This window comes from Oerskovia merdavium (genome assembly GCF_014836755.1).
Lineage (GTDB): Bacteria > Actinomycetota > Actinomycetes > Actinomycetales > Cellulomonadaceae > Oerskovia > Oerskovia merdavium.
Map to the genome: position 1 here is coordinate 22,530 of NZ_JACSQF010000020.1, position 17,971 is coordinate 40,500.

Annotated in this window: 19 protein-coding genes and 1 other RNA gene; 8 read left to right on the forward strand and 12 right to left on the reverse strand. The window is 71.8% G+C overall.

The window, feature by feature from the left end:
- Positions 1-6 precede the first annotated feature (6 nt).
- Positions 7-1,344 (reverse strand): glutamine synthetase family protein, encoded by a 1,338-nt coding sequence (locus H9641_RS16530; RefSeq protein ID WP_191805534.1) that lies wholly within the window; start codon positions 1,342-1,344, stop codon positions 7-9.
- Between the two features lie 138 nt (positions 1,345-1,482).
- Between H9641_RS16530 and H9641_RS16535 the strand changes: the two genes are divergently transcribed.
- Both H9641_RS16535 and panB read left to right on the forward strand, forming a co-directional pair.
- Positions 1,483-3,216 carry an NAD+ synthase gene (locus tag H9641_RS16535; protein WP_191805535.1) on the forward strand — a complete coding sequence of 578 codons (1,734 nt, stop codon included), beginning with the start codon at positions 1,483-1,485 and terminating at the stop codon, positions 3,214-3,216.
- A gap of 95 nt (positions 3,217-3,311) precedes the next feature.
- A complete protein-coding gene (panB, locus tag H9641_RS16540; RefSeq protein ID WP_191805536.1) occupies positions 3,312-4,154 on the forward strand; it encodes a 3-methyl-2-oxobutanoate hydroxymethyltransferase in 843 nt (280 codons plus the stop codon).
- A 159-nt stretch (positions 4,155-4,313) separates the two neighbouring features.
- On the opposite strand, the gene H9641_RS16550 is transcribed toward panB, so the two are convergent.
- Entirely contained in the window at positions 4,314-5,045 is a 732-nt protein-coding gene (locus tag H9641_RS16550) for an N-acetylmuramoyl-L-alanine amidase (protein WP_191805538.1), read from the reverse strand.
- Positions 5,042-5,263, reverse strand: a complete 222-nt coding sequence (locus H9641_RS16555) for an SPOR domain-containing protein (RefSeq protein ID WP_191805539.1) — start codon at positions 5,261-5,263, stop codon at positions 5,042-5,044. The genes H9641_RS16550 and H9641_RS16555 overlap by 4 nt, the downstream gene beginning before the upstream one ends.
- A gap of 76 nt (positions 5,264-5,339) precedes the next feature.
- On the opposite strand from H9641_RS16555, the gene map reads away from it, so the two are divergent.
- Positions 5,340-6,221 (forward strand): type I methionyl aminopeptidase, encoded by an 882-nt coding sequence (gene map / locus H9641_RS16560; RefSeq protein ID WP_191805540.1) that lies wholly within the window; start codon positions 5,340-5,342, stop codon positions 6,219-6,221.
- Positions 6,218-6,997 carry a polyphosphate--glucose phosphotransferase gene (gene ppgK / locus H9641_RS16565; RefSeq protein WP_191805541.1) on the forward strand — a complete coding sequence of 260 codons (780 nt, stop codon included), beginning with the start codon at positions 6,218-6,220 and terminating at the stop codon, positions 6,995-6,997. Before map ends, ppgK begins: the two co-directional genes overlap by 4 nt.
- 109 nt (positions 6,998-7,106) lie before the next feature.
- Here ppgK and H9641_RS16570 read toward each other — a convergent pair whose 3' ends face one another.
- Positions 7,107-7,481, reverse strand: a complete 375-nt coding sequence (locus tag H9641_RS16570; protein ID WP_056651097.1) for an STAS domain-containing protein — start codon at positions 7,479-7,481, stop codon at positions 7,107-7,109.
- Positions 7,482-7,753: 272 nt separating this feature from the next.
- Here H9641_RS16570 and H9641_RS16575 point away from each other — a divergent pair, with 272 nt between their 5' ends.
- Both H9641_RS16575 and H9641_RS16580 read left to right on the forward strand, forming a co-directional pair.
- Entirely contained in the window at positions 7,754-8,023 is a 270-nt protein-coding gene (locus H9641_RS16575; RefSeq protein ID WP_191805542.1) for a DUF7218 family protein, read from the forward strand.
- Positions 8,024-8,067: 44 nt separating this feature from the next.
- Positions 8,068-8,625, forward strand: coding sequence for a DUF6328 family protein (locus tag H9641_RS16580; protein ID WP_318244651.1), 558 nt, complete (start codon positions 8,068-8,070; stop codon positions 8,623-8,625).
- Positions 8,626-8,629: 4 nt separating this feature from the next.
- Here the strand turns inward: H9641_RS16580 and H9641_RS16585 are convergent, their stop codons facing one another.
- The 3 genes from H9641_RS16585 to H9641_RS16595 form a co-directional block, all read right to left on the reverse strand.
- On the reverse strand, positions 8,630-9,091 hold the full coding sequence (locus H9641_RS16585; RefSeq protein ID WP_191805543.1) for a DUF1579 family protein: 462 nt from the start codon (positions 9,089-9,091) through the stop codon (positions 8,630-8,632).
- A gap of 65 nt (positions 9,092-9,156) precedes the next feature.
- An RNA gene (rnpB, locus tag H9641_RS16590) (RNase P RNA component class A) lies at positions 9,157-9,542 on the reverse strand.
- A gap of 14 nt (positions 9,543-9,556) precedes the next feature.
- A complete protein-coding gene (locus H9641_RS16595) occupies positions 9,557-9,943 on the reverse strand; it encodes a tautomerase family protein (protein ID WP_056651087.1) in 387 nt (128 codons plus the stop codon).
- A 100-nt stretch (positions 9,944-10,043) separates the two neighbouring features.
- Between H9641_RS16595 and H9641_RS16600 the strand changes: the two genes are divergently transcribed.
- Complete coding sequence (locus H9641_RS16600; RefSeq protein ID WP_191805544.1) at positions 10,044-10,817, forward strand: YaaA family protein; 774 nt, start codon at positions 10,044-10,046, stop codon at positions 10,815-10,817.
- A gap of 304 nt (positions 10,818-11,121) precedes the next feature.
- On the opposite strand, the gene H9641_RS16605 is transcribed toward H9641_RS16600, so the two are convergent.
- The 5 genes from H9641_RS16605 to H9641_RS16625 all read right to left on the reverse strand — a co-directional run bounded on the left by H9641_RS16605 (position 11,122) and on the right by H9641_RS16625 (position 16,382).
- On the reverse strand, positions 11,122-12,372 hold the full coding sequence (locus H9641_RS16605; RefSeq protein ID WP_191805545.1) for a bifunctional RNase H/acid phosphatase: 1,251 nt from the start codon (positions 12,370-12,372) through the stop codon (positions 11,122-11,124).
- Positions 12,373-12,588: 216 nt separating this feature from the next.
- Positions 12,589-13,266 carry a hypothetical protein gene (locus H9641_RS16610; RefSeq protein ID WP_191805546.1) on the reverse strand — a complete coding sequence of 226 codons (678 nt, stop codon included), beginning with the start codon at positions 13,264-13,266 and terminating at the stop codon, positions 12,589-12,591.
- Between the two features lie 185 nt (positions 13,267-13,451).
- Positions 13,452-14,024: a DUF6318 family protein gene (locus tag H9641_RS16615; protein ID WP_191805547.1), complete on the reverse strand. Its 573-nt coding sequence runs from the start codon at positions 14,022-14,024 to the stop codon at positions 13,452-13,454.
- A 709-nt stretch (positions 14,025-14,733) separates the two neighbouring features.
- Positions 14,734-15,468: a zinc ribbon domain-containing protein gene (locus H9641_RS16620; RefSeq protein ID WP_191805548.1), complete on the reverse strand. Its 735-nt coding sequence runs from the start codon at positions 15,466-15,468 to the stop codon at positions 14,734-14,736.
- A 38-nt stretch (positions 15,469-15,506) separates the two neighbouring features.
- Positions 15,507-16,382, reverse strand: coding sequence for a Nif3-like dinuclear metal center hexameric protein (locus H9641_RS16625; RefSeq protein ID WP_318244652.1), 876 nt, complete (start codon positions 16,380-16,382; stop codon positions 15,507-15,509).
- A gap of 286 nt (positions 16,383-16,668) precedes the next feature.
- Between H9641_RS16625 and H9641_RS16630 the strand changes: the two genes are divergently transcribed.
- Positions 16,669-17,937: a ScyD/ScyE family protein gene (locus H9641_RS16630; RefSeq protein WP_191805549.1), complete on the forward strand. Its 1,269-nt coding sequence runs from the start codon at positions 16,669-16,671 to the stop codon at positions 17,935-17,937.
- Positions 17,938-17,971 lie beyond the last annotated feature (34 nt).

Here is a 17,971-nt window from a genome sequence, read left to right on the forward strand (position 1 = left end):
ACGGGCTCACAGGACCTGCAGGAACCGCTTCAGCTCGAACGGCGTGACCTGCGAGCGGTACGCGTCCCACTCCTGGCGCTTGTTGCGCAGCACGAAGTCGAACACGTGCTCGCCCAGGGTCTCGGCGACGAGCTCGGACGTCTCCATGATCTGGATCGCGGCGTCGAGCGACTGCGGCAGCGGCTTGATCCCGAGCGCACGACGCTCGGAGTCGGTGAGCTCCCACACGTCGTCCTCGGTCTCCTCGGGGAGCTCGTAGCCCTCCTCGATGCCCTTGAGGCCCGCCGCGAGGATGACCGCGTACGCGAGGTACGGGTTGGTCGCGGAGTCCAGGGCGCGGTACTCGATGCGGCTCGAGTTGCCCTTGCCCGGCTTGTACATGGGCACGCGCACGAGAGCCGAGCGGTTGTTGTGACCCCAGCAGACGTAGCTCGGGGCCTCGGCCCCGCCCCACAGGCGCTTGTAGGAGTTCACGTACTGGTTCGTGATCGCGGTGATCTCCGCGGCGTGGACCAGCAGGCCCGCGATGAACGAGCGGGCCGTCTTGGACAGCTCGAACTGCGCACCGGGCTCGTGGAACGCGTTGCGGTCGCCCTCGAACAGCGACAGGTGCGTGTGCATGCCCGAGCCCGGCTGGTCGGCCATGGGCTTGGGCATGAACGACGCGAAGACCCCCTGCTCGAGCGCGACCTCCTTGACGACCGTGCGGAACGTCATGAGGTTGTCGGCCGTGGTCAGGGCGTCGGCGTAGCGCAGGTCGATCTCGTTCTGGCCGGGACCGGCCTCGTGGTGGGAGAACTCCACCGAGATGCCCATCGACTCGAGCATCGTGATCGCCGCGCGACGGAAGTCGTGCGTCGATCCGCGGGCCAGGTGGTCGAAGTACCCGCCCTGGTCGACCGGGACGAGCGGCGACGAGGCGTCCGCCGGGTGGTTGAAGAGGTAGAACTCGACCTCGGGGTGCGTGTAGAACGTGAAGCCCTTGTCGCTCGCCTTGGCCAGCGCGCGCTTGAGCACGTTGCGCGAGTCCGCGAGGGAGGGCTCGCCGTCGGGGGTGAGGATGTCGCAGAACATCCTGGCCGTCCCGTGACGGTCGCCGCGCCACGGCAGCACCTGGAACGTCGTCGGGTCGGGGCGCGCGATCATGTCCGCCTCGTACACGCGCGTGAGGCCCTCGATCGAGCTGCCGTCGAAGCCGATGCCCTCCGAGAAGGCCGACTCGAGCTCCGCGGGCGCGATCGCGACCGACTTGAGCATCCCCAGCACGTCGGTGAACCAGAGACGGATGAAGCGGATGTCGCGCTCCTCGACCGTGCGGAGCACGAACTCCTGCTGCCTGTCCATGGCTACATCCTGCCTGATGAGTGTGTCGAGCGGGTTACGGCGCGTCCGGACGGTGCGACGTGTCGCCAGCGTGCCACGGCCGCGCGCCGAACGGTACCGATGGGCACCTGACCGGCGGATTCGCATAGGCTGACGAGCATGGCAGAACTGCGCATCGCCCTCGCACAGATCGACACGTGCGTCGGCGCGATCGACCAGAACACGGCGAAGATCCTCGAGTGGACCCGGCGCGCGGCGGGTGAGGGCGCCCAGCTCGTCGCGTTCCCCGAGATGACGCTCACGGGCTACCCGATCGAGGACCTGGCGCTGCGGGCGTCCTTCCGTCGCGCCGCGTGGGCCGCAGCAGCCGACGTCGCCGCGCAGCTCGAGCGCGAGGGCCTGGGCCACGTCACGGTCGTCCTGGGCACCGTGGGGACCGCTGAGACGCCGGACTCGGCAGAGCGCGCGGCCTCCGGGGCTCCCGCCGACCTGCCGACCAACCGCGCGGTCGTCATCCAGCACGGCGAGGTCCTCGCCGCCTACGACAAGCACCACCTGCCGAACTACGGCGTGTTCGACGAGTTCCGCATCTTCGCGCCCGGCACCGAGCCGCTCGTCGTCGAGATCGAGGGCCGCGCGGTCGGCATCGTCATCTGCGAGGACATCTGGCAGGACGGCGGGCCGATCACCACGCTGGGCGGGCTGGACGAGGCCGGGCACGGGATCGACCTGCTGCTCGTGCTCAACGGCTCTCCCTACGAGGAGGGCAAGGGGCACGTCCGCACCGACCTCGCCGCGCGCCGCGCAGCCGAGGTCGACGCCCCCGTCGCGTACGTCAACATGGTCGGCGGGCAGGACGACCTGGTGTTCGACGGCGGGTCGTTCGTCGTGGGCCCCGACGGCTCGGTCCTCACGTCCTCACCGCAGTTCGTCGAGGACCTGCTGGTCTGGGACCTGCCCGCGCGGACGTCCTCCGCCGACCTGACGGGCACCGCGCCGGCGACCGTCTACCCCACGGGCCGCATCGCTCCCCCGCTGCACCCCGACGAGGAGGTGTACCGGGCCTGCGTCACGGGCCTGGCCGGGTACGTCCGCAAGAACGGCTTCCGGTCGATCGTCCTGGGCCTGTCCGGCGGGATCGACTCGGCGCTCTCCGCGACCCTCGCGGCCGACGCGATCGGCGGGCAGAACGTCGTGGGCGTCTCGATGCCCTCCTCGTACTCGTCCGAGCACAGCAAGGACGACGCCGCCGACCTCGCCAAGCGCCTCGGCGCCGACTACCGGGTGCAGCCCATCGCGCCCATGGTCGAGGCGTTCCAGGGCGAGCTCGCGCTCGAGGGCGTCGCCGAGGAGAACCTCCAGGCGCGCGTGCGCGGCGTGGTCCTCATGGCGATCTCGAACCGCGAGGGCCACCTCGTCATCGCGCCGGGCAACAAGTCCGAGCTCGCGGTCGGGTACGCGACCATCTACGACGCGGGCAGCATCGGCGGCTACGCACCGCTCAAGGACGTCGACAAGTCGCGCGTGTGGGCGCTCGCCCGCTGGCGCAACGACGCCGCGCTCGACGCGGGCGAGATCCCCCCGATCCCCGAGTCCTCGATCACCAAGCCGCCGTCGGCCGAGCTACGGCCCGGCCAGACCGACCAGGACTCCCTGCCGCCCTACGACCTGCTCGACGAGGTCCTCGACGCGTACATCGAGCACGCCGAGGGACGCGCCGAGCTGCTCGCGCGCGGGTTCGACCCCGAGGTCGTGGACAAGGTCGTGACCCTCGTGGACCGCGCCGAGTGGAAGCGCCGCCAGTACCCGCTCGGCCCCAAGGTCACGTCGCTGGCCTTCGGCCGCGACCGCCGCCTGCCCGTCACGTCCCGCTGGCGCGAGCCCGTCGAGTAGCACGGCCGCCACACGAGCCCCAGCCGCCAGTCACCTATCCCGAACGACCGGCCCACCGACCACCGGCGGGCCGTACGACCTGGAGAGACGAGAGCATGTCCGCACACACCCAGCCCGGCCAGACCCCGGCCACGCCCGCCAAGCGCTTCCGCGTCCACCACCTCGCGGAGGCCAAGGCACGGCACGAGAAGCTCACGATGCTCACCGCGTACGACGCGGTGACGGCCCGCATCTTCGACGAGGCCGGCATCGACATGCTCCTCGTCGGCGACTCGATCGGGAACACCATGCACGGGCACCGGACCACGCTGCCCGTCACGGTCGACGACATGATCCCCGCCGCACGTGGCGTCGCGCGCGCCGCGCAGCGCGCGCTCGTGATCGTCGACCTGCCGTTCGGCTCGTACGAGGCCGGGGCCGAGCAGGCCCTCGGGACCGGCGTGCGGATCATGAAGGAGACCGGGGCCCACGCGGTCAAGCTCGAGGGAGGGCGCCGCTCGGCGGCGCAGATCCGTGCGCTGACCGACGCGGGCATCCCCGTCGTCGCGCACCTTGGCTTCACGCCCCAGTCGGAGAACATCCTGGGCGGGCCGCGCGTGCAGGGACGCGGGGACGACGCCGCCGAGCGCCTGTGCGAGGACGCCGTCGCGGTGACCGACGCGGGCGCGGTCGCCGTGGTCCTCGAGATGGTCCCGGTCGAGGTCGCGGCGCGCGTCACGGAGATCGTGCGCATCCCGACCATCGGCATCGGCGCAGGACCCGAGTGCGACGGCCAGGTCCTCGTCTGGACGGACCTCGCCGGCATGACGGAGTGGTCGCCGCGCTTCGCCAAGCGGTTCGCGGAGATCGGCGCGGCCCTGGGCCGGGCCGCGCAGGACTACGCGGAAGAGGTCAAGGGCGGCACGTTCCCGGACGCGGCGCACAGCTTCGAGAAGTAGGGCCCTGCCCGACGGCGTCGCTCCCCCGGGTGCAGCGGTGCACCCGGGGTGCGTGGCGTCGTCGGGCGTCGCTGTGCCTGAGAGCCGGCTACCCCGCCCAGGCGACCACGCCCACGGCGATCGCGTCCGCGTAGCGCTGGCGCCCCTCCTCGGAGGACATCAGCGCAGCCTCGTCGAGGTTGCGCATCTCGCCCAGCTCGAGAAGCACCGCGGGGCGCTCGGCGAAATTGACGCGTTCTCGGCGCGCAGCCCCTCGTCGATCTCGACGGCCGGCGGCGGGTCCGCCACGATGACGAAGAACCCCCGCGCGGCCTTGTCGTCGCTGCCGTTGGCGTGGACCGAGACGAGCACGTCCGCGCCCGCGTCCTGGGCGGACCGCCCCCTGACGTCGACGCACGGTCCGACGCCCTGGTCGTCGGACCGGGTCAGCACGACCTGTGCGCCGAGCGCCTCGAGCGCGGCGCCCGCCCGGGACGCGACGTCCCAGGTGAACGCGTGCTCCGGGTAGCCCGCGTCGGTGGACGTGCCGACCGTGTTGCACGCCTTGGAGCCCCCGCGACCGTCCGGCACGGGGGCACCGACCTGGTCCGGGTGCTGGGCGTTCGCGCCGTTGTGGCCCGGGTCGAGCGCGACCGTCAGCCCGGTCAGCGGGAGCGACGCAGGGTCCGGTGGGGACGACCTGCCGGAGCCGGCGACGCCTGCGAGGCCGGGCACGTCGTCGGCGTCGGACGCACCCGAGGTGCGCTCCGTCGTCGGGCTCGGGGAGGGCGCCGGACGCCCGTCGTCGCCGCTGCCGAACGCGAGCCAGGACACCAGCCCCACCGCGAGGCCCGCGAGGAGCACGGCCAGTGCGACCGTCCACCGCCGCCCCGGACCGGACGGATCCGTCACTTCTCGCGCTCGCGCTCCCGTTCCTCCTCGTCCCAGGCCTCGGAGCGGGCCCGGGCCAGCTCGAGCGCCTGGGCCGCGGCCTCACGCGTCGGGTACGGGCCCATGCGCGAGGACCACGCCGACTGCGGGCCCTTCGAGACCTCCCCCGTGCGCGTGTCGAAGTAGTACTGGTCCTCGGAGACCGGGTCGCCGTCGTCGGAGAATCGTTCCTTCGTCATAGGACGATCCTGCCTCACCCGCGCGCACGGCGTCGGCCGTACGCACCGGGCCACGGGCACTCCGTAGACTGGCCGCATGCCCGATTCCTCCGTCCTGACCGCCCCACGCGGACCGTTGGTCCCGGGGTCGGTCTCTCCCCTGCGCGTCGTGCCACGCTCGATCGCGCGGCCCGAGTACGTGGGGCAGCCCGGCCCGCAGCCCTTCACGGGCGACGACGTCGTGGCCCCCGAGACGCTCGACCGGATCCGGGTCGCGAGCCGCATCGCGGCCCAGGCGCTCGCCGAGGTCGGGATGCACGTCGCCCCCGGAGTGAGCACCGACGAGCTCGACCGGATCGGGCACGAGTTCCTCCTGGATCACGGCGCCTACCCGTCGACGCTCGGCTACCGCGGCTTCCCCAAGTCGCTGTGCACGTCGCTCAACGAGGTCGTGTGCCACGGGATCCCCGACTCGACCGTCATGGTCGAGGGCGACATCGTCAACGTCGACATCACGGCGTTCATCGGCGGGGTCCACGGCGACAACAACGCCACGTTCGCGGTCGGGGAGATCAGCGAGGAGGCCGCGCTGCTCGTGCAGCGCACGCGCGAGTCGCTCGACCGGGCCATCAAGGCCGTGCGCCCCGGGCGCGAGGTCAACGTCCTGGGCCGCGTGATCGAGAAGTACGCGCACCGGTTCGGCTACGGCGTGGTGCGCGAGTACACGGGCCACGGCGTGGGCGAGTCGTTCCACTCGGGGCTCGTGATCCCCCACTACGACGCGGCCCCCGACCACGACACCGTGATGGAGCCGGGCATGGTCTTCACGATCGAGCCCATGCTGACGCTCGGCAGCCCCGAGTGGCGCACGTGGGACGACGGGTGGACCGTAGTCACCGCGGACAGGTCGCTGACCGCCCAGTTCGAGCACACCCTGGTCGTCACCGAAGACGGAGCGGAGATCCTGACCCTGCCATGAGCAAGCACTCACACCACCACCACGGGCTGGCCTTCGGGATCGACGTCGGCGGCAGCGGCATCAAGGGCGCACCCGTCGACCTCGCGACGGGCGAGTTCGCCCAGGAACGCCACCGCATCCCGACGCCGCAGCCCTCCACGCCCGAGGCCGTCGCCAAGGTCATCGCCGAGCTGGTCGACGAGTACGACCTGCCGCACGACGTCCCGATCGGCGTGGCCTTCCCCGGCCCCATCCACCACGGCGTGATCGGGTTCATCGCGAACCTCGACAAGTCCTGGAAGGGCGTCGACCTGCCCGCTCTCCTCAAGAAGGAGACCGGGCGCCACGTCGTCGCGGTCAACGACGCCGACGCCGCGGGGATCGGCGAGGTCCGCTACGGCGCGGCCAAGGACACCAAGGGCGTGGTCCTGCTCGCGACGCTGGGCACGGGCATCGGCAGCGCCCTGGTCGTCGACGGGATCCTCGTGCCCAACACCGAGCTGGGCCACCTCGAGATCGACGGGTTCGACGCCGAGTCACGGGCCGCGGAGTCGGCACGCGGACGCGAGGACCTCTCGTGGGAGGAGTGGGCCGCTCGGCTCCAGCGCTACTTCGAGGTCGTCGAGATGCTGTTCTCGCCCGACCTGATCGTGGTCGGCGGCGGGATCTCCAAGCACCACGAGAACTTCCTGCCGCTGCTGCACCTCAAGGCGCCCATCATCCCGGCCGAGCTGCGCAACGCCGCGGGCATCGTGGGCGCTGCCGCACTGGCAGCCGAAGGAGCCGGGCTGGCCTGACCGCCTGCGCGCCCTGACCTGGTCCTGCTGTGCCCTCGGCCGGAAGGATCAGGTCAGGTGCTCGCCGGACGCCGCCCACCGCGCGTGGTCCGGCCCGCCGCGAGGCGGGTCAGACCGCGCTCTGGTGCTGTGGTTCGTCGTGCTCGACGTGGTGCGTCGGCAGCCCCGGGAAGATGTCGATCACGCCCAGCATCTCCAGGACGTCCGTGACGACCGTCGGAGGGTTGCGCAGGCTGACCTGCAGGCCCTCCTCGCTGCCGATCGTGTAGAACTGCACGAGGAACGCGATGCCCGTGGAGTCCATGAACGTCACCTTCGAGGTGTCGATCACGACAGGCACGTCCCGGTCCAGTGCGTTCGCCAGTGCGGCACTCGCCTCGCTGCGCAGCGCCACGTCGATCTCGCCCCACATGTCCACGACACTCGAATCCGGCTGCTCGAGGAGAGTGATACCGCCGGTGGTCGTCGTCTTGCTCGGAGTCATGAGTCCAGAGCCCCCGCTCGTCGTGTTCTCGGCACCCGACGTCTAGAGCGCCGTCAACAGAGCCAGGGTACCCCCAAGTGGCACCGGCATGACAGCATTCTGGGGAGCGCTTTACCTGGGATGCCCTCGGCGTGCGTTTTTGGGCGAATCCTCCTCCTGGCCGTCTTCGCCGCTCTTGACCTGCTCTGGCCCGGTGCCACGTGCCGAGCAAGTGCTGCGGGGTCGTCGTACGGTCGAGAGACCTGTTCATCGAGACCTCGAGAGGTGATCCTGTGCCCAGGCGAGACCCCGGTCCTTCGGTCAAGGACAAGGAGCTGTACGAGACCCTGCGCGACGAGGGGAGCTCCAAGGAGAAGTCCGCGCGCATCGCCAACGCCGCGGCGGCGTCGTCCCGCAGCACGGTCGGGAAGAAGGGTGGGTCGTCCCCTGCCTACGAGGAGTGGACCGTGGCCGAGCTGCGCGCGAGGGCTCGCGAGATCGGGATCGAGGGCCGCTCGACCATGCGCAAGAGCGAGCTCGTGTCGGCTCTCCGGAACCACTGAGCGGGGCCGGCGTGGACACGGGCGGTGGGGGTGGCCGGGAGCCCGTGGGCGATCGGGCTGGCGGCTCGGGGGCCGGCGGCTCGGGGCCCCGGCACTCGCGGTCTTCCGGGGACGACGAGGCGGGCAGCGCCGACTCGCGCCACGAGTCGGCCGAGGAGCGCGCCGACCGCAACTGGGCCGAGCTCCTGCAGGAGCTGCGCGTCACGCAGATGGGCGTGCAGATCCTCACGGGCTTCCTGCTGACCCTGCCGTTCCAGCAGCGGTTCGGCGAACTCGACGACACCCAGCGCACCATCTACCTGTGCCTCGTGGTGCTCTCGGTGCTTGCGACGGGCCTGCTCGTGGCTCCCGTGTCGCTGCACCGCCTGCTGTTCCGCAAGCACCTCAAGGCCCGGCTCGTGACGTCGGCCGACCGGTTGGCGCGCGTGGGGCTCGTGGTGCTCGCTCTCGTCGTGGCGGGGACGGTGCTGCTCATCTTCGACGTGGTCGTCGGGCCGACGGCCGCGGTGATCGCGGCAGGCGGTGCGCTCGTGCTGTTCGCGCTGCTCTGGGTGGTGCTTCCGGTCGCGCTGATGCGGCGAGCGGGGGCCGCAGACCGGTGACGGCTCAGACGCGGTGGTCGTAGACCGCTTCGACCGCCTCGTAGGGCGCCTCGCCGGGCACCAGGTTGAGCATGGTCATGCGCCCGCCACCGCCCTCGACCGGAGCGACGAAGATCTGCCAGGCCCAGTCCGGCCCTTCCGGTGCGGCATAGCTCCCGGTCAGCCGGACGACGCCGTCCTCACCGACCGTCCCGTCGAACAGCATCCAGGCGGGCGACGAGTGCCACGAGTCGAGCCAGACCGCGGAGACCCCCTCCGGTCCGGAGCCGCCGCTCAGGAGGAGCAGCCCCTCCTGGGGAGCGTCGCCGTCGGACCACGTGTAGGCGAGCGAGACGAACTCGCGGGCCGTGACCGTCACCGACGCCGTGGCGTCCGACGCCACGAACTCGTCCGTGGGCAGGAGCCGTTGACGGTGGACGCCCTGCCACTGCCCCAGCACCGGGGCCAAGCACTCGACGATCCTCATCCAGCCAGCCTACGCAGGGGGCGGTGCGGGCGACAGAGGAGGCGGGGTCGCCGGACGGGTGAGGGCGGATGAGTCGGTCGGTACGCCGGGTTCTGTCCCCGCGCGCGGTTGCCCCCGCACGGGTGACGGCCATCCATCTACGACGTACGTTGCCGCACGCCTCCAGCGGTCTACCCGGAAGCTCGGGCGAGCAGCCCTCGAACGCTTCCTGTCTGACCTTGCTCCAGGTGGGGTTTACCTAGCCGGACCAGTCACCTGGCCCGCTGGTGGTCTCTTACACCACCGTTTCACCCTTACCGCCCACGGCCGAGGCCGTGGGAGGCGGTCTGTTCTCTGTGGCACTGTCCCGCGGGTCACCCCGGGTGGGCGTTACCCACCACCTTGCCCTGTGGAGCCCGGACGTTCCTCGGCGGTGCCACGAGGGCACCGACGCGGCCGTCTGACCGACTCATCCGCTCCCGCAGCCTACACGTCCACGCGGTAGCCCAGCGCGAGCTCGTCGCCGCTCCTGCCGCGGATCCCCCAGCTCTCGGGCGGGCTCTCGAGGATGACGACCTCGAGGTCGTCCGCCGCCAGCCCCAGGAAGGGCGCGACGTCGTCGAACATCGCGGCGATGAGCGCCCGCTTGGCCTCTCGCGAGCGGCCCGTGAAGCACACGACCTCGATGACGAGGTACGCGTCGCTGCGCTGCGGCGCGATCAGGTCGCCGTCCTCCATGAGCAGGAAGCGGTGGAACCGCTTCTCCTCGGGCAGCCCCCAGGCGCCGACGACCGCCCGGTGGATCGCGTCGGAGATGTCCTCGCGCTTCATCTCCCAGACCGTGCGGGTGCCGTAGACCTTGACCTGAACCATGCGGCACAACCTAGTGCCGGGGCTCGCGGTCCGCCACGGGTGACCATCGCCACGCCCCGCCGCGGTCCGTGGCCGTGCGCGACCGCCCTAGAGTGGCGGTGTGCTTCTGCTCCTGCCGCCCTCCGAGGGAAAGTCCGTGCCCGACGACGGAGCTCCCGTCGATCTCTCGGCCCTCAGCTCGCCGTCGCTCACCCGGCACCGCAAGGCCGTGCTCCGCGCGCTCGTCGCCGCGAGCAGGCGGCGCGACGCGCTCGACGTGCTGGGCGTGAGCAGCGGGTTGGCCGACGAGGTCGCGCGCAACGTGTCGCTGCCCACCGCGCCCGCGGCTCGGGCCGCACGGGTGTACAGCGGCGTCCTGTACGCCGCGGCCGGCCTGGCCGACCTGCCGCCCGCCGCGGCGGCGCGGGCCGAGGAGTCGGTACGGATCGTCTCGGCGCTGTGGGGTGTGGTCTCCCCCACCGACCGCATCCCCGCCTACCGGTTGTCGATGGGGACCTGGCTTCCCCCCCTCGGCGCGCTGGCCCCGTCGTGGCGCCCGCACCTCGCCGCGGCGCTCGACGCGCGGGCTGCGGGAGACGTCGTGATCGACTGCCGGTCGGCGCCGTACGCGGCTGCGTGGAAGGTGCCCGCGGACGCCGAGCACGTCGCCGTCCGGGTGCTGCGCGAGCTCGACGGCCGGCGCAGCGTCGTCTCGCACAACGCCAAGCACACGCGCGGCGTCCTCACGGGGCACCTGCTGACCCGTGCCGAGCCCGTGCACTCGGGCGAGGAGCTGCTCAAGGCCGCGTACGAGCTGGTCGGGACCGAGCTGCTCGACGCGACCCTGCTACCCGGGGCGCGCGGCGCCTCGACGCTGGAGCTCGTCGTCTCCTGATCCCCTCGGGGTGGCGTGCGGTGGGGGGCGTGGATCGGCGGGCGTGGCCTGAGCGTCAGGACCGTGCCCCTCTGCGGCTGCTCGGCCCCCCTGCGACTGCGCGATCTTCTGCCTGCGCGGACCTTCTGCTCCTGCTCGACCGATCCGGGCGCCTGGGCGTGAGGTCGGTCGCCGAGAACGAGGTTCCGTACGGTCGAGCACGAGGTTCCGTGCGGTCGAGCACGAGGTTGCGAACGCTGAGGACCTCAGAACGATCACAACCTCGTGCTCGGCACCGTACGGGGGCTGGCCGCTGCGGGCGGGCCTACGGCTCGCTCGGGCATCCGACGACGGTCAGCTCGGTCGCGCCGTCGGCCCACAGCCGCAGGATGCTGACCGATCCCGGTGGCACCCGGAAGCCTGCCCACCGCGAGGGCGGCGCCTCGATCGCCCGACCGACCGCGGCACGCACCTGCACCGCGTGCCCCACCACGACCACGGTCCGGCCCATGCCACGGGCCAGCAGGTCCTGCAGCCCGGCCCAGACCCGGTCGCCGACGTCTGCCATGGACTCCCCGCCCGGCGCGACCTCGGTGCCCGACGCGAGCCACCTCTCCGGATGCCCGTCCCACCGCTCCGCGATCTGCGGGGCGGTCAGGCCCTCCCACTCGCCGAAGTGGACCTCGGCGAAGCGGTCGTCGGTCCCGACGTGCAGGCCCAGACGGCGGCCCACCGCCCGTGCTGTCTCCTGAGCACGCACCATGGGGGACGCGACGATCGCGGACGGGCGCGGCAGGTCGGTCCAGCGGTCGCGACCGATGCGGTAGACCAGGTCGGCGGCCTGCGCGGCCTGCACCCGACCTCGCGCGGTCAGCGACGGGCCCGGGACCGAGGAGCCCGAGTAGGCGCCGGCCACCGTGAGCGGGGTCTGACCGTGGCGGACCAGGACGACCGTGAACGGCTCGGCGCCGTCGAACCGCGCACGGGCCCCGGAAGGGCGTGACGGCGTGTCGAACGCCGCGGCGTCGTCGGTGGCCGGACGGTCGAAGCTGTCGTCCGCACCCGAGGTCTCTTCGGCGCGTCCTCCCTGGTCCTCGCCCCTGGTCTGGACGTCCTGACCGTCGTGCGCTTCGCCGACAGCGGGGTCCGGGTAGTCGCGCGCAATCTGGCCGCCCGTGTCCATGGCCTCGTTGGCAAGCTTGTCGGCTGCGGAGTTGTCGGCGCGCGGAACCCACTCGTACGAGACCTGGGACGGCGGGAGGACGAGTGCGGCCTCGGCAGCGAGGCGTCGCATGTCGTCGTGCTTGATCTTCCAGCGACCCGACATCTGCTCGACGACGAGCTTGGAGTCCATGCGCACGAGCACGCGGGCCTCGGGGTCGATGCCCCGCGCTGCCTCGAGCCCCGCGACGAGTCCCGAGTACTCGGCGACGTTGTTCGAGACGACGCCGAGGTAGCGCGCACGCTCGGCCAGCACTGTTCCCGTCGTGGCGTCCCGGACGAGCGCGCCGTAGCCCGCCGGTCCGGGGTTCCCGCGCGACCCGCCGTCGGCCTCGACGATCAACGACCTACCCATGCTGTTCCTCCACGTCTCGCCTCGTCCATCCGACCCCGGGTTGCTCGGCCGCCTCTGCGTGCTCGGGTGCCTCTGTCGGCGATGGCCCGGGCTTCACGCGCCCGGAGCCGTAGCCCGACCGTGTACCCATGCCAAGGTGCGCCGCCCGGCCACCTCAGTGTTCCTGGTGCTGGTCGTGGCGTCGAACAGGGGCGATGCGGGCGTGTCTCGTCGAGGTCAGTCGAGCGGGTCGGTGACCAGGCGCGAGCGTGCCTCGTAGATGGTCAGGGGTGGGGCCGTGGCGGTCGTGAGCGCGGTACCCGTGATGGGGGTCCAGCTCGAGGTACCGGTGATCTGGAAGCGTCCTTCCCAGGTGGTGCCGAGCGTGATGGTGGCGGTGCCCTCGTCCGAGTAGGTGTGGAAGACGCTCTGGTCGGGGTACGGGGCGCCGGGGTCGGTGGTCTGAGTCGGGGTGGTGCCGTCGTCGTAGTCCCAGGTGTACGTCGCGGGCGTGGCCTCGATCGTGACCGGGATGCCGAGCAGCGTCGTGGCGAACGTCTGCGGGGTGGGGCTGGTGTAGGTGATGGTCTCGATGTTGACCAGCGTCCAGCCGTCCGGAGGCTGGACCGTGACGGGCGACGGGGCGATCGTCAGGCGTTGGAACTCGACCTCGGCCAACGGTGCGAGGTCGACCGCGGTCAGGCAGTCGCCGTCGTTGAGCAGGGTCCAGCCGGTCAGACCACTGATGGTTCCGTCCGGGTTGTTGGTCCAGGTCTGCACGAAGACGGGTTCCAGGGCGATCTCACCCTCGGGACACGAGACCTGGAACTCTCCCTCGACCTCACCGTCGGCACAGGTCCCGATCTGCCCCTTGGTCGTGGTGAAGTCCGCGTTGTGGCACAAAGCGGCGGGCATCCGCCGGTACTCGGAGGACGCGGGGGTTCCGTCGAAGTTCTTCGGACGATGGGCGGAGCCGTCTGCGGAGACGTCGGTGGCGACGATGTCAACCGAATCGTTCTTTGCCTTACCGTCGAAGTCGATCGATCCCGTTGACACCATCGCGGCCAGCGCCCCCAGCACAGCAGCGCTCGCTAGCACAGTCACGAGACCGGCATGTCTGAAGAGACCGTAAGAACACGCCAGAGCGTGCCGTCGTGAAGGACTTCGACGCGATATGGCTTGGACTGCGAAGCTTGACGATCCACCTCGAGGCCAGAACTGTTGATAAGCACCGCATCGCTGATGGCGACATTGACGTCCAGCGGATAGCCACCGACAAGGTCGTCCAGCGGGTAGCCCTTGATAACTACGGCATCAATTTCTCCGCCTCGGTACGTATCACCATCATTAGCGATCTCCTGAGCCTGATCTCGGACCGATGTGCAGAATCCACACAGTTCCGCGAACGTCATCGCGTCCCACTCCTCAAGGTCACCCGTCGCCATCACGTACGGGTAGAGCTCCAGGAAGTAGGTCGCCGCAGCCGCCGCACCCACCTCGTCGGTCCGGTCCATGTCCGCCGGTCGCTCGGGCTTGACCGGACCCGTCGGAACAGGCGTGGGCGTGGGCGTGGGGCTCGGAGCCTCGCTCACGACCGACGGTGTCTTCTCCACCTCCGGCGCAGGCGTCGAGCAGCCGCCCAGGACCACGCCGATCCCGACCACCAGCGCCACCGCGCCCAACGACCACGACCGCCCCCAGTCGCCGCGCTCGTGTCGACGCCCAGCGCCCGACACGCCTCTGCGCGCATGCGCGGCAGCCCTGTGCAACCCCTGCGAACCCATCCCTGCCCCCTCGGTAGGTACCGGCACAGGGCCACACCGCCCCCTACCTCCCCAGGAACCTAACGGGTCAAACCGCCGCACCACCACCCCCCGTCCCAGGCTGTGGACAACCAGGCTCCACGGGCCTCGGGCAGCACCGGAGCCGACGACCGCTGCCACCGCGGGCCGGCCGCCAATGTCCCAGGCCACCGCCCGCGCATCCCGCACGACACCCACCACCGCGACCATGCGGTTGACGTCCCACGAGCATGCGGTTGCCGTCGCTCTCAGCCCGATTCACGACGCCAACCGCATGTTCGGCACCACGAGCGACGTCAACCCACCGAACACGACGTTGCGCGCATGCGAGCACGAGGTTGCGGTCGTGGAATCCGTCAGAACGACCGCAACCTCGTGCTCGGCACCGGAACCCCCCGGACACAGCACGACCCCGCCCCACGAGGGACGGGGTCGTGTCGACCGTTCCGACCGCAAGACCGGCCAGCAGGTCCGGTCAGCAGAACCAGCAGAACCAGCAGGTCCCGTGAGCAGAACCAGCAGCACCGGCAGGTCCCGTCAGCTCCAGCTAGCGGACAGTCCCAGCAGTATCAGCAGCCCCTCAGGCGTCGAGCCGCACCAGGATGCGCGAGCACTCCTCGCAGCGCGCGACCTGGTCGGGGCTCTTGGCCTTGATGATCTCGACGTCGGAGGGGTTGAGCTCGAGGCGGCACCCCCCGCAGCGGCGACCGCTGAGCACGGCAGCGCCCAGACCGCCGAGCTGTGCACGGAGCCGGTCGTAGAGCGTCACGAGGCCCGCGTCGAGCCCTTCGACGGCCTTGGCGCGCGCGGCCGTCACGGTCGCGACCTCGGCGTCGAGCTGCGCGAGCTCGGCGTCACGCTCGGCCACGACGGCGGCCTTCGCGGCGAGCAGCTCGTCGTTCGCGGCGTCGAGCTTGGCGAGCGCGTCCTCGTGCGCCTCGAGGCGCTCCATGACGCCGAGCTCGACCTCCTCGAGGACCTCCTGGCGGCGGGCGAGCGACGCGAGCTCCCCCACGAGCGCCTGGGCGTCCTTGGCACCGACCTGGCCCGAGTCGAGGCGGGTCTGGTCGCGGGCAGCACGGGTGCGGACCTGCTCCACGTCCCCCTCGGCCTTGGTGAGCTCGCGCTTGAGGTCGCTCACGGCCGTGCGGGAGGCGACGAGCGAGGTGCTCAGGTCGGAGATCTGCGCGTCGAGCTCCGCGATGCGGGCGATCGAGGGCAGCGTGGTGCGCTTGTGCGCGAGCTGCTGCAGGCGGGTGTCGAGCGCCTGGACCTCCAGCAGTCGTCGCTGGTCCTCGGGGGGTGCAGTGGTCACAGGGGGCGTTCCTTTCGATGCAGTTGTGGGGCGCCGTCTCAGGCGCGGGGCGCGGAGCCGATCCGGGCGGTCCAGGGGTCGGTCCGTCGGACGCTCACGCGGGTCTCCACCGTACCCGCATCTGCGAGCCGTTCCGTCAGGTCGGCGGCCGCGTAGCGCAGCCAGGGCCACTCGCTCGCGAAGTGCGCGACGTCCACGAGGAACGGACCGCCCGCCACGCCGCCCTCGAACTCGGCCCGCTCGCGCAGCTCGGAGGCCGGGTGGTGGCGCAGGTCCGCGGTCACGTACACGTCGGCCCCGGCGCTGCGGACGGCGTCGAACAGCGAGTCGCCCGAGCCCCCGACGACGGCCACGGTGCTCACGGTCGCGTCCAGGTCGCCCGCGACGCGTACGCCCTGCTCGGTCGCGGGCAGCGCGGCGGCGACGCGCTGCGCGAAGGCGCGCAACGTCGTCGGCTCCCCGAGGCGTCCCACGCGACCGATGCCGGTCTCGACGGGGCGCGTGCCGTCGTCGGGCCCCGAGGGGACGAGCGGCGTCCGGTCCACCAGACCGATCGCGTCCGCGAGCGCGTCCGCGACCCCGCGCGGCGCGGCGTCGGCGTTGGTGTGGGCGACGTACAGCCCGACGCCGGCCCGCACCAGACGGTGCACGAGCGAGCCCTTGAACGTGGTCGCCGCGATCGAGTGCACGGGCCGCAGGAAGAGCGGGTGATGGGTCACGATCAGGTCGGCGCCCCACTCGATCGCCTCGTCGGCGACCGTCGCGACCGGGTCCACTGCGAAGAGGATCTTGCGGACCGGCTGGGCCGGGTCGCCCGTCACGAGCCCGACGGCGTCCCACCCCTCCGCTGTCGACGGCGGGTAGAGCGACTCGAGGGTCCGGACGACGTCGGCGAGCGTGGGGTGTGCGGTCACGGGCACCAGGCTATCCGCCGCGCGCGGTCCGGTGGATGTCACGAACGGTCCTGGGAGCGCTCCCTACGTGTGTCCGGCAGGGGAGCCGGACCTCGCGACGACGCCCAGGCGTCCACCGGCACGGTCAGGCCAGTGCCCACGGTGCGCAACGCACCGCACATCACCGCACTCCACTCACCGGCGAGCGCCGGGCGCACCGGGCCGTCCACGACGGACGGTCGTGCCCGCAGCGCGGCCCAGACCACGGGCGCCCGACGTCGACGTCCCGCGCCCGAGGAGAGAATCGATGATCACGAAGACCAAGAGCATCAGACGGCCGCGCACCACGCGCGGCCCGCAGCGGACCGGCACGATCGGGATCGCGCTCGCCCTCGTCGGGGCTCTCGCGCTCGGCGCGGCTCCCGCCCAGGCGCACGACGACAGGCACGGCGGAGGCGGAGGTGGCCTGCCGACCCCCGGTGCCCCCCAGACCCTCGCGACCGGGCTGCTCGGCCCGCTCTCGTCGGGGCTCGGCGACGACGGCTCGCTGTACGTCTCCCAGAACTTCGGCGGGTTCGTCACCGAGGTGAACCGCCGCGGGCAGCAGAACGTCTACGCGGCTGCGGTCCCCGGCTCGGAGATCAGCGCGGTCTCGACCGACGGGCGACGCGTCCTGTTCACCGAGGGCACCCCCGACGGCGCGAGCGTGCTCCTCAAGGAGCGCGACAAGCGCGGGAAGATCCGCACGGTCGCCGACATCGGGGCCCACGAGCAGGCCACCAACCCCGACGGCGGCGTGATCTACGGCTTCCGCGACCTCACGCCGGACTGCGCGGCCCAGGTGCCGCCCGAGGTCGGCGGCGCGAGCCACCCGGGCGAGGTCTTCTCGCACCCGTACGCCTCCACGACGATCGACGGCACGACGTACGTCGCCGACGCCGGGGCGAACGCCATCTGGTCGGTCGACCGGCGCGGGAAGGTGCGCACGGTCGCCGTCCTGCCCGCCCAGCCGCTGGCCGTGACCGCCGAGGTCGCTGCGGCGACCGGGATGCCCGAGTGCACGATCGGTCACACGTACTACAACGAGCCCGTCCCGACCGACGTCGAGCGCGGCCCCGACGGGCGCCTGTTCGTCTCGCTCCTGCCCGGCGGGCCCGAGGACCCCTCGCTCGGAGCCCGCGGAGCGGTCTACACCGTGAGCCAGCGGGGCACGGTCTCCTTCTACGCGGGCGGCCTGCTCACGGCGACCAACCTCGCGGTCTCCCCGCGGGGGGACGTGTACGTCGCCGAGCTCTTCGCGAGCCGCATCTCGGTGATCCGCAAGGGCACCACGACGCCCGTACCGTTCGCCGAGGTCGTCATGCCCGGCGCGCTCGAGTGGACATCGTCCGCGCTGTACGTGACCTCCGACGTGCTCGCGGGGCTGCCGACCGGACCCGAGGAGCCGGGTGAACCGGGTGGGACGGCCCTGCTCTCGCCGACCGACTCCGCGAGGCACCACCCCACGCCCACGCCGACCCCCGAGCCGGTCCCGGGCGGGACGCTCGTCAAGATCCCGCTCAAGGGCGGGCGGTAGCACCAGAGCGACGCGACGGGCGTCGGGCGCAGGG

Coding starts and splice junctions, on each gene's coding strand:
- H9641_RS16570 (WP_056651097.1), bottom strand. CDS start 7,481: ATGACTCCGAGCAAGACGACGACCACCGGCGGTATCACTCTCCTCGAG.
- ppgK (WP_191805541.1), top strand. CDS start 6,218: ATGAGCAAGCACTCACACCACCACCACGGGCTGGCCTTCGGGATCGAC.
- H9641_RS16630 (WP_191805549.1), top strand. CDS start 16,669: ATGATCACGAAGACCAAGAGCATCAGACGGCCGCGCACCACGCGCGGC.
- H9641_RS16610 (WP_191805546.1), bottom strand. CDS start 13,266: ATGCCCGCCGCTTTGTGCCACAACGCGGACTTCACCACGACCAAGGGG.
- H9641_RS16595 (WP_056651087.1), bottom strand. CDS start 9,943: ATGGTTCAGGTCAAGGTCTACGGCACCCGCACGGTCTGGGAGATGAAG.
- H9641_RS16555 (WP_191805539.1), bottom strand. CDS start 5,263: ATGACGAAGGAACGATTCTCCGACGACGGCGACCCGGTCTCCGAGGAC.
- H9641_RS16535 (WP_191805535.1), top strand. CDS start 1,483: ATGGCAGAACTGCGCATCGCCCTCGCACAGATCGACACGTGCGTCGGC.
- panB (WP_191805536.1), top strand. CDS start 3,312: ATGTCCGCACACACCCAGCCCGGCCAGACCCCGGCCACGCCCGCCAAG.
- H9641_RS16605 (WP_191805545.1), bottom strand. CDS start 12,372: ATGGGTAGGTCGTTGATCGTCGAGGCCGACGGCGGGTCGCGCGGGAAC.
- H9641_RS16585 (WP_191805543.1), bottom strand. CDS start 9,091: ATGAGGATCGTCGAGTGCTTGGCCCCGGTGCTGGGGCAGTGGCAGGGC.
- H9641_RS16530 (WP_191805534.1), bottom strand. CDS start 1,344: ATGGACAGGCAGCAGGAGTTCGTGCTCCGCACGGTCGAGGAGCGCGAC.
- map (WP_191805540.1), top strand. CDS start 5,340: ATGCCCGATTCCTCCGTCCTGACCGCCCCACGCGGACCGTTGGTCCCG.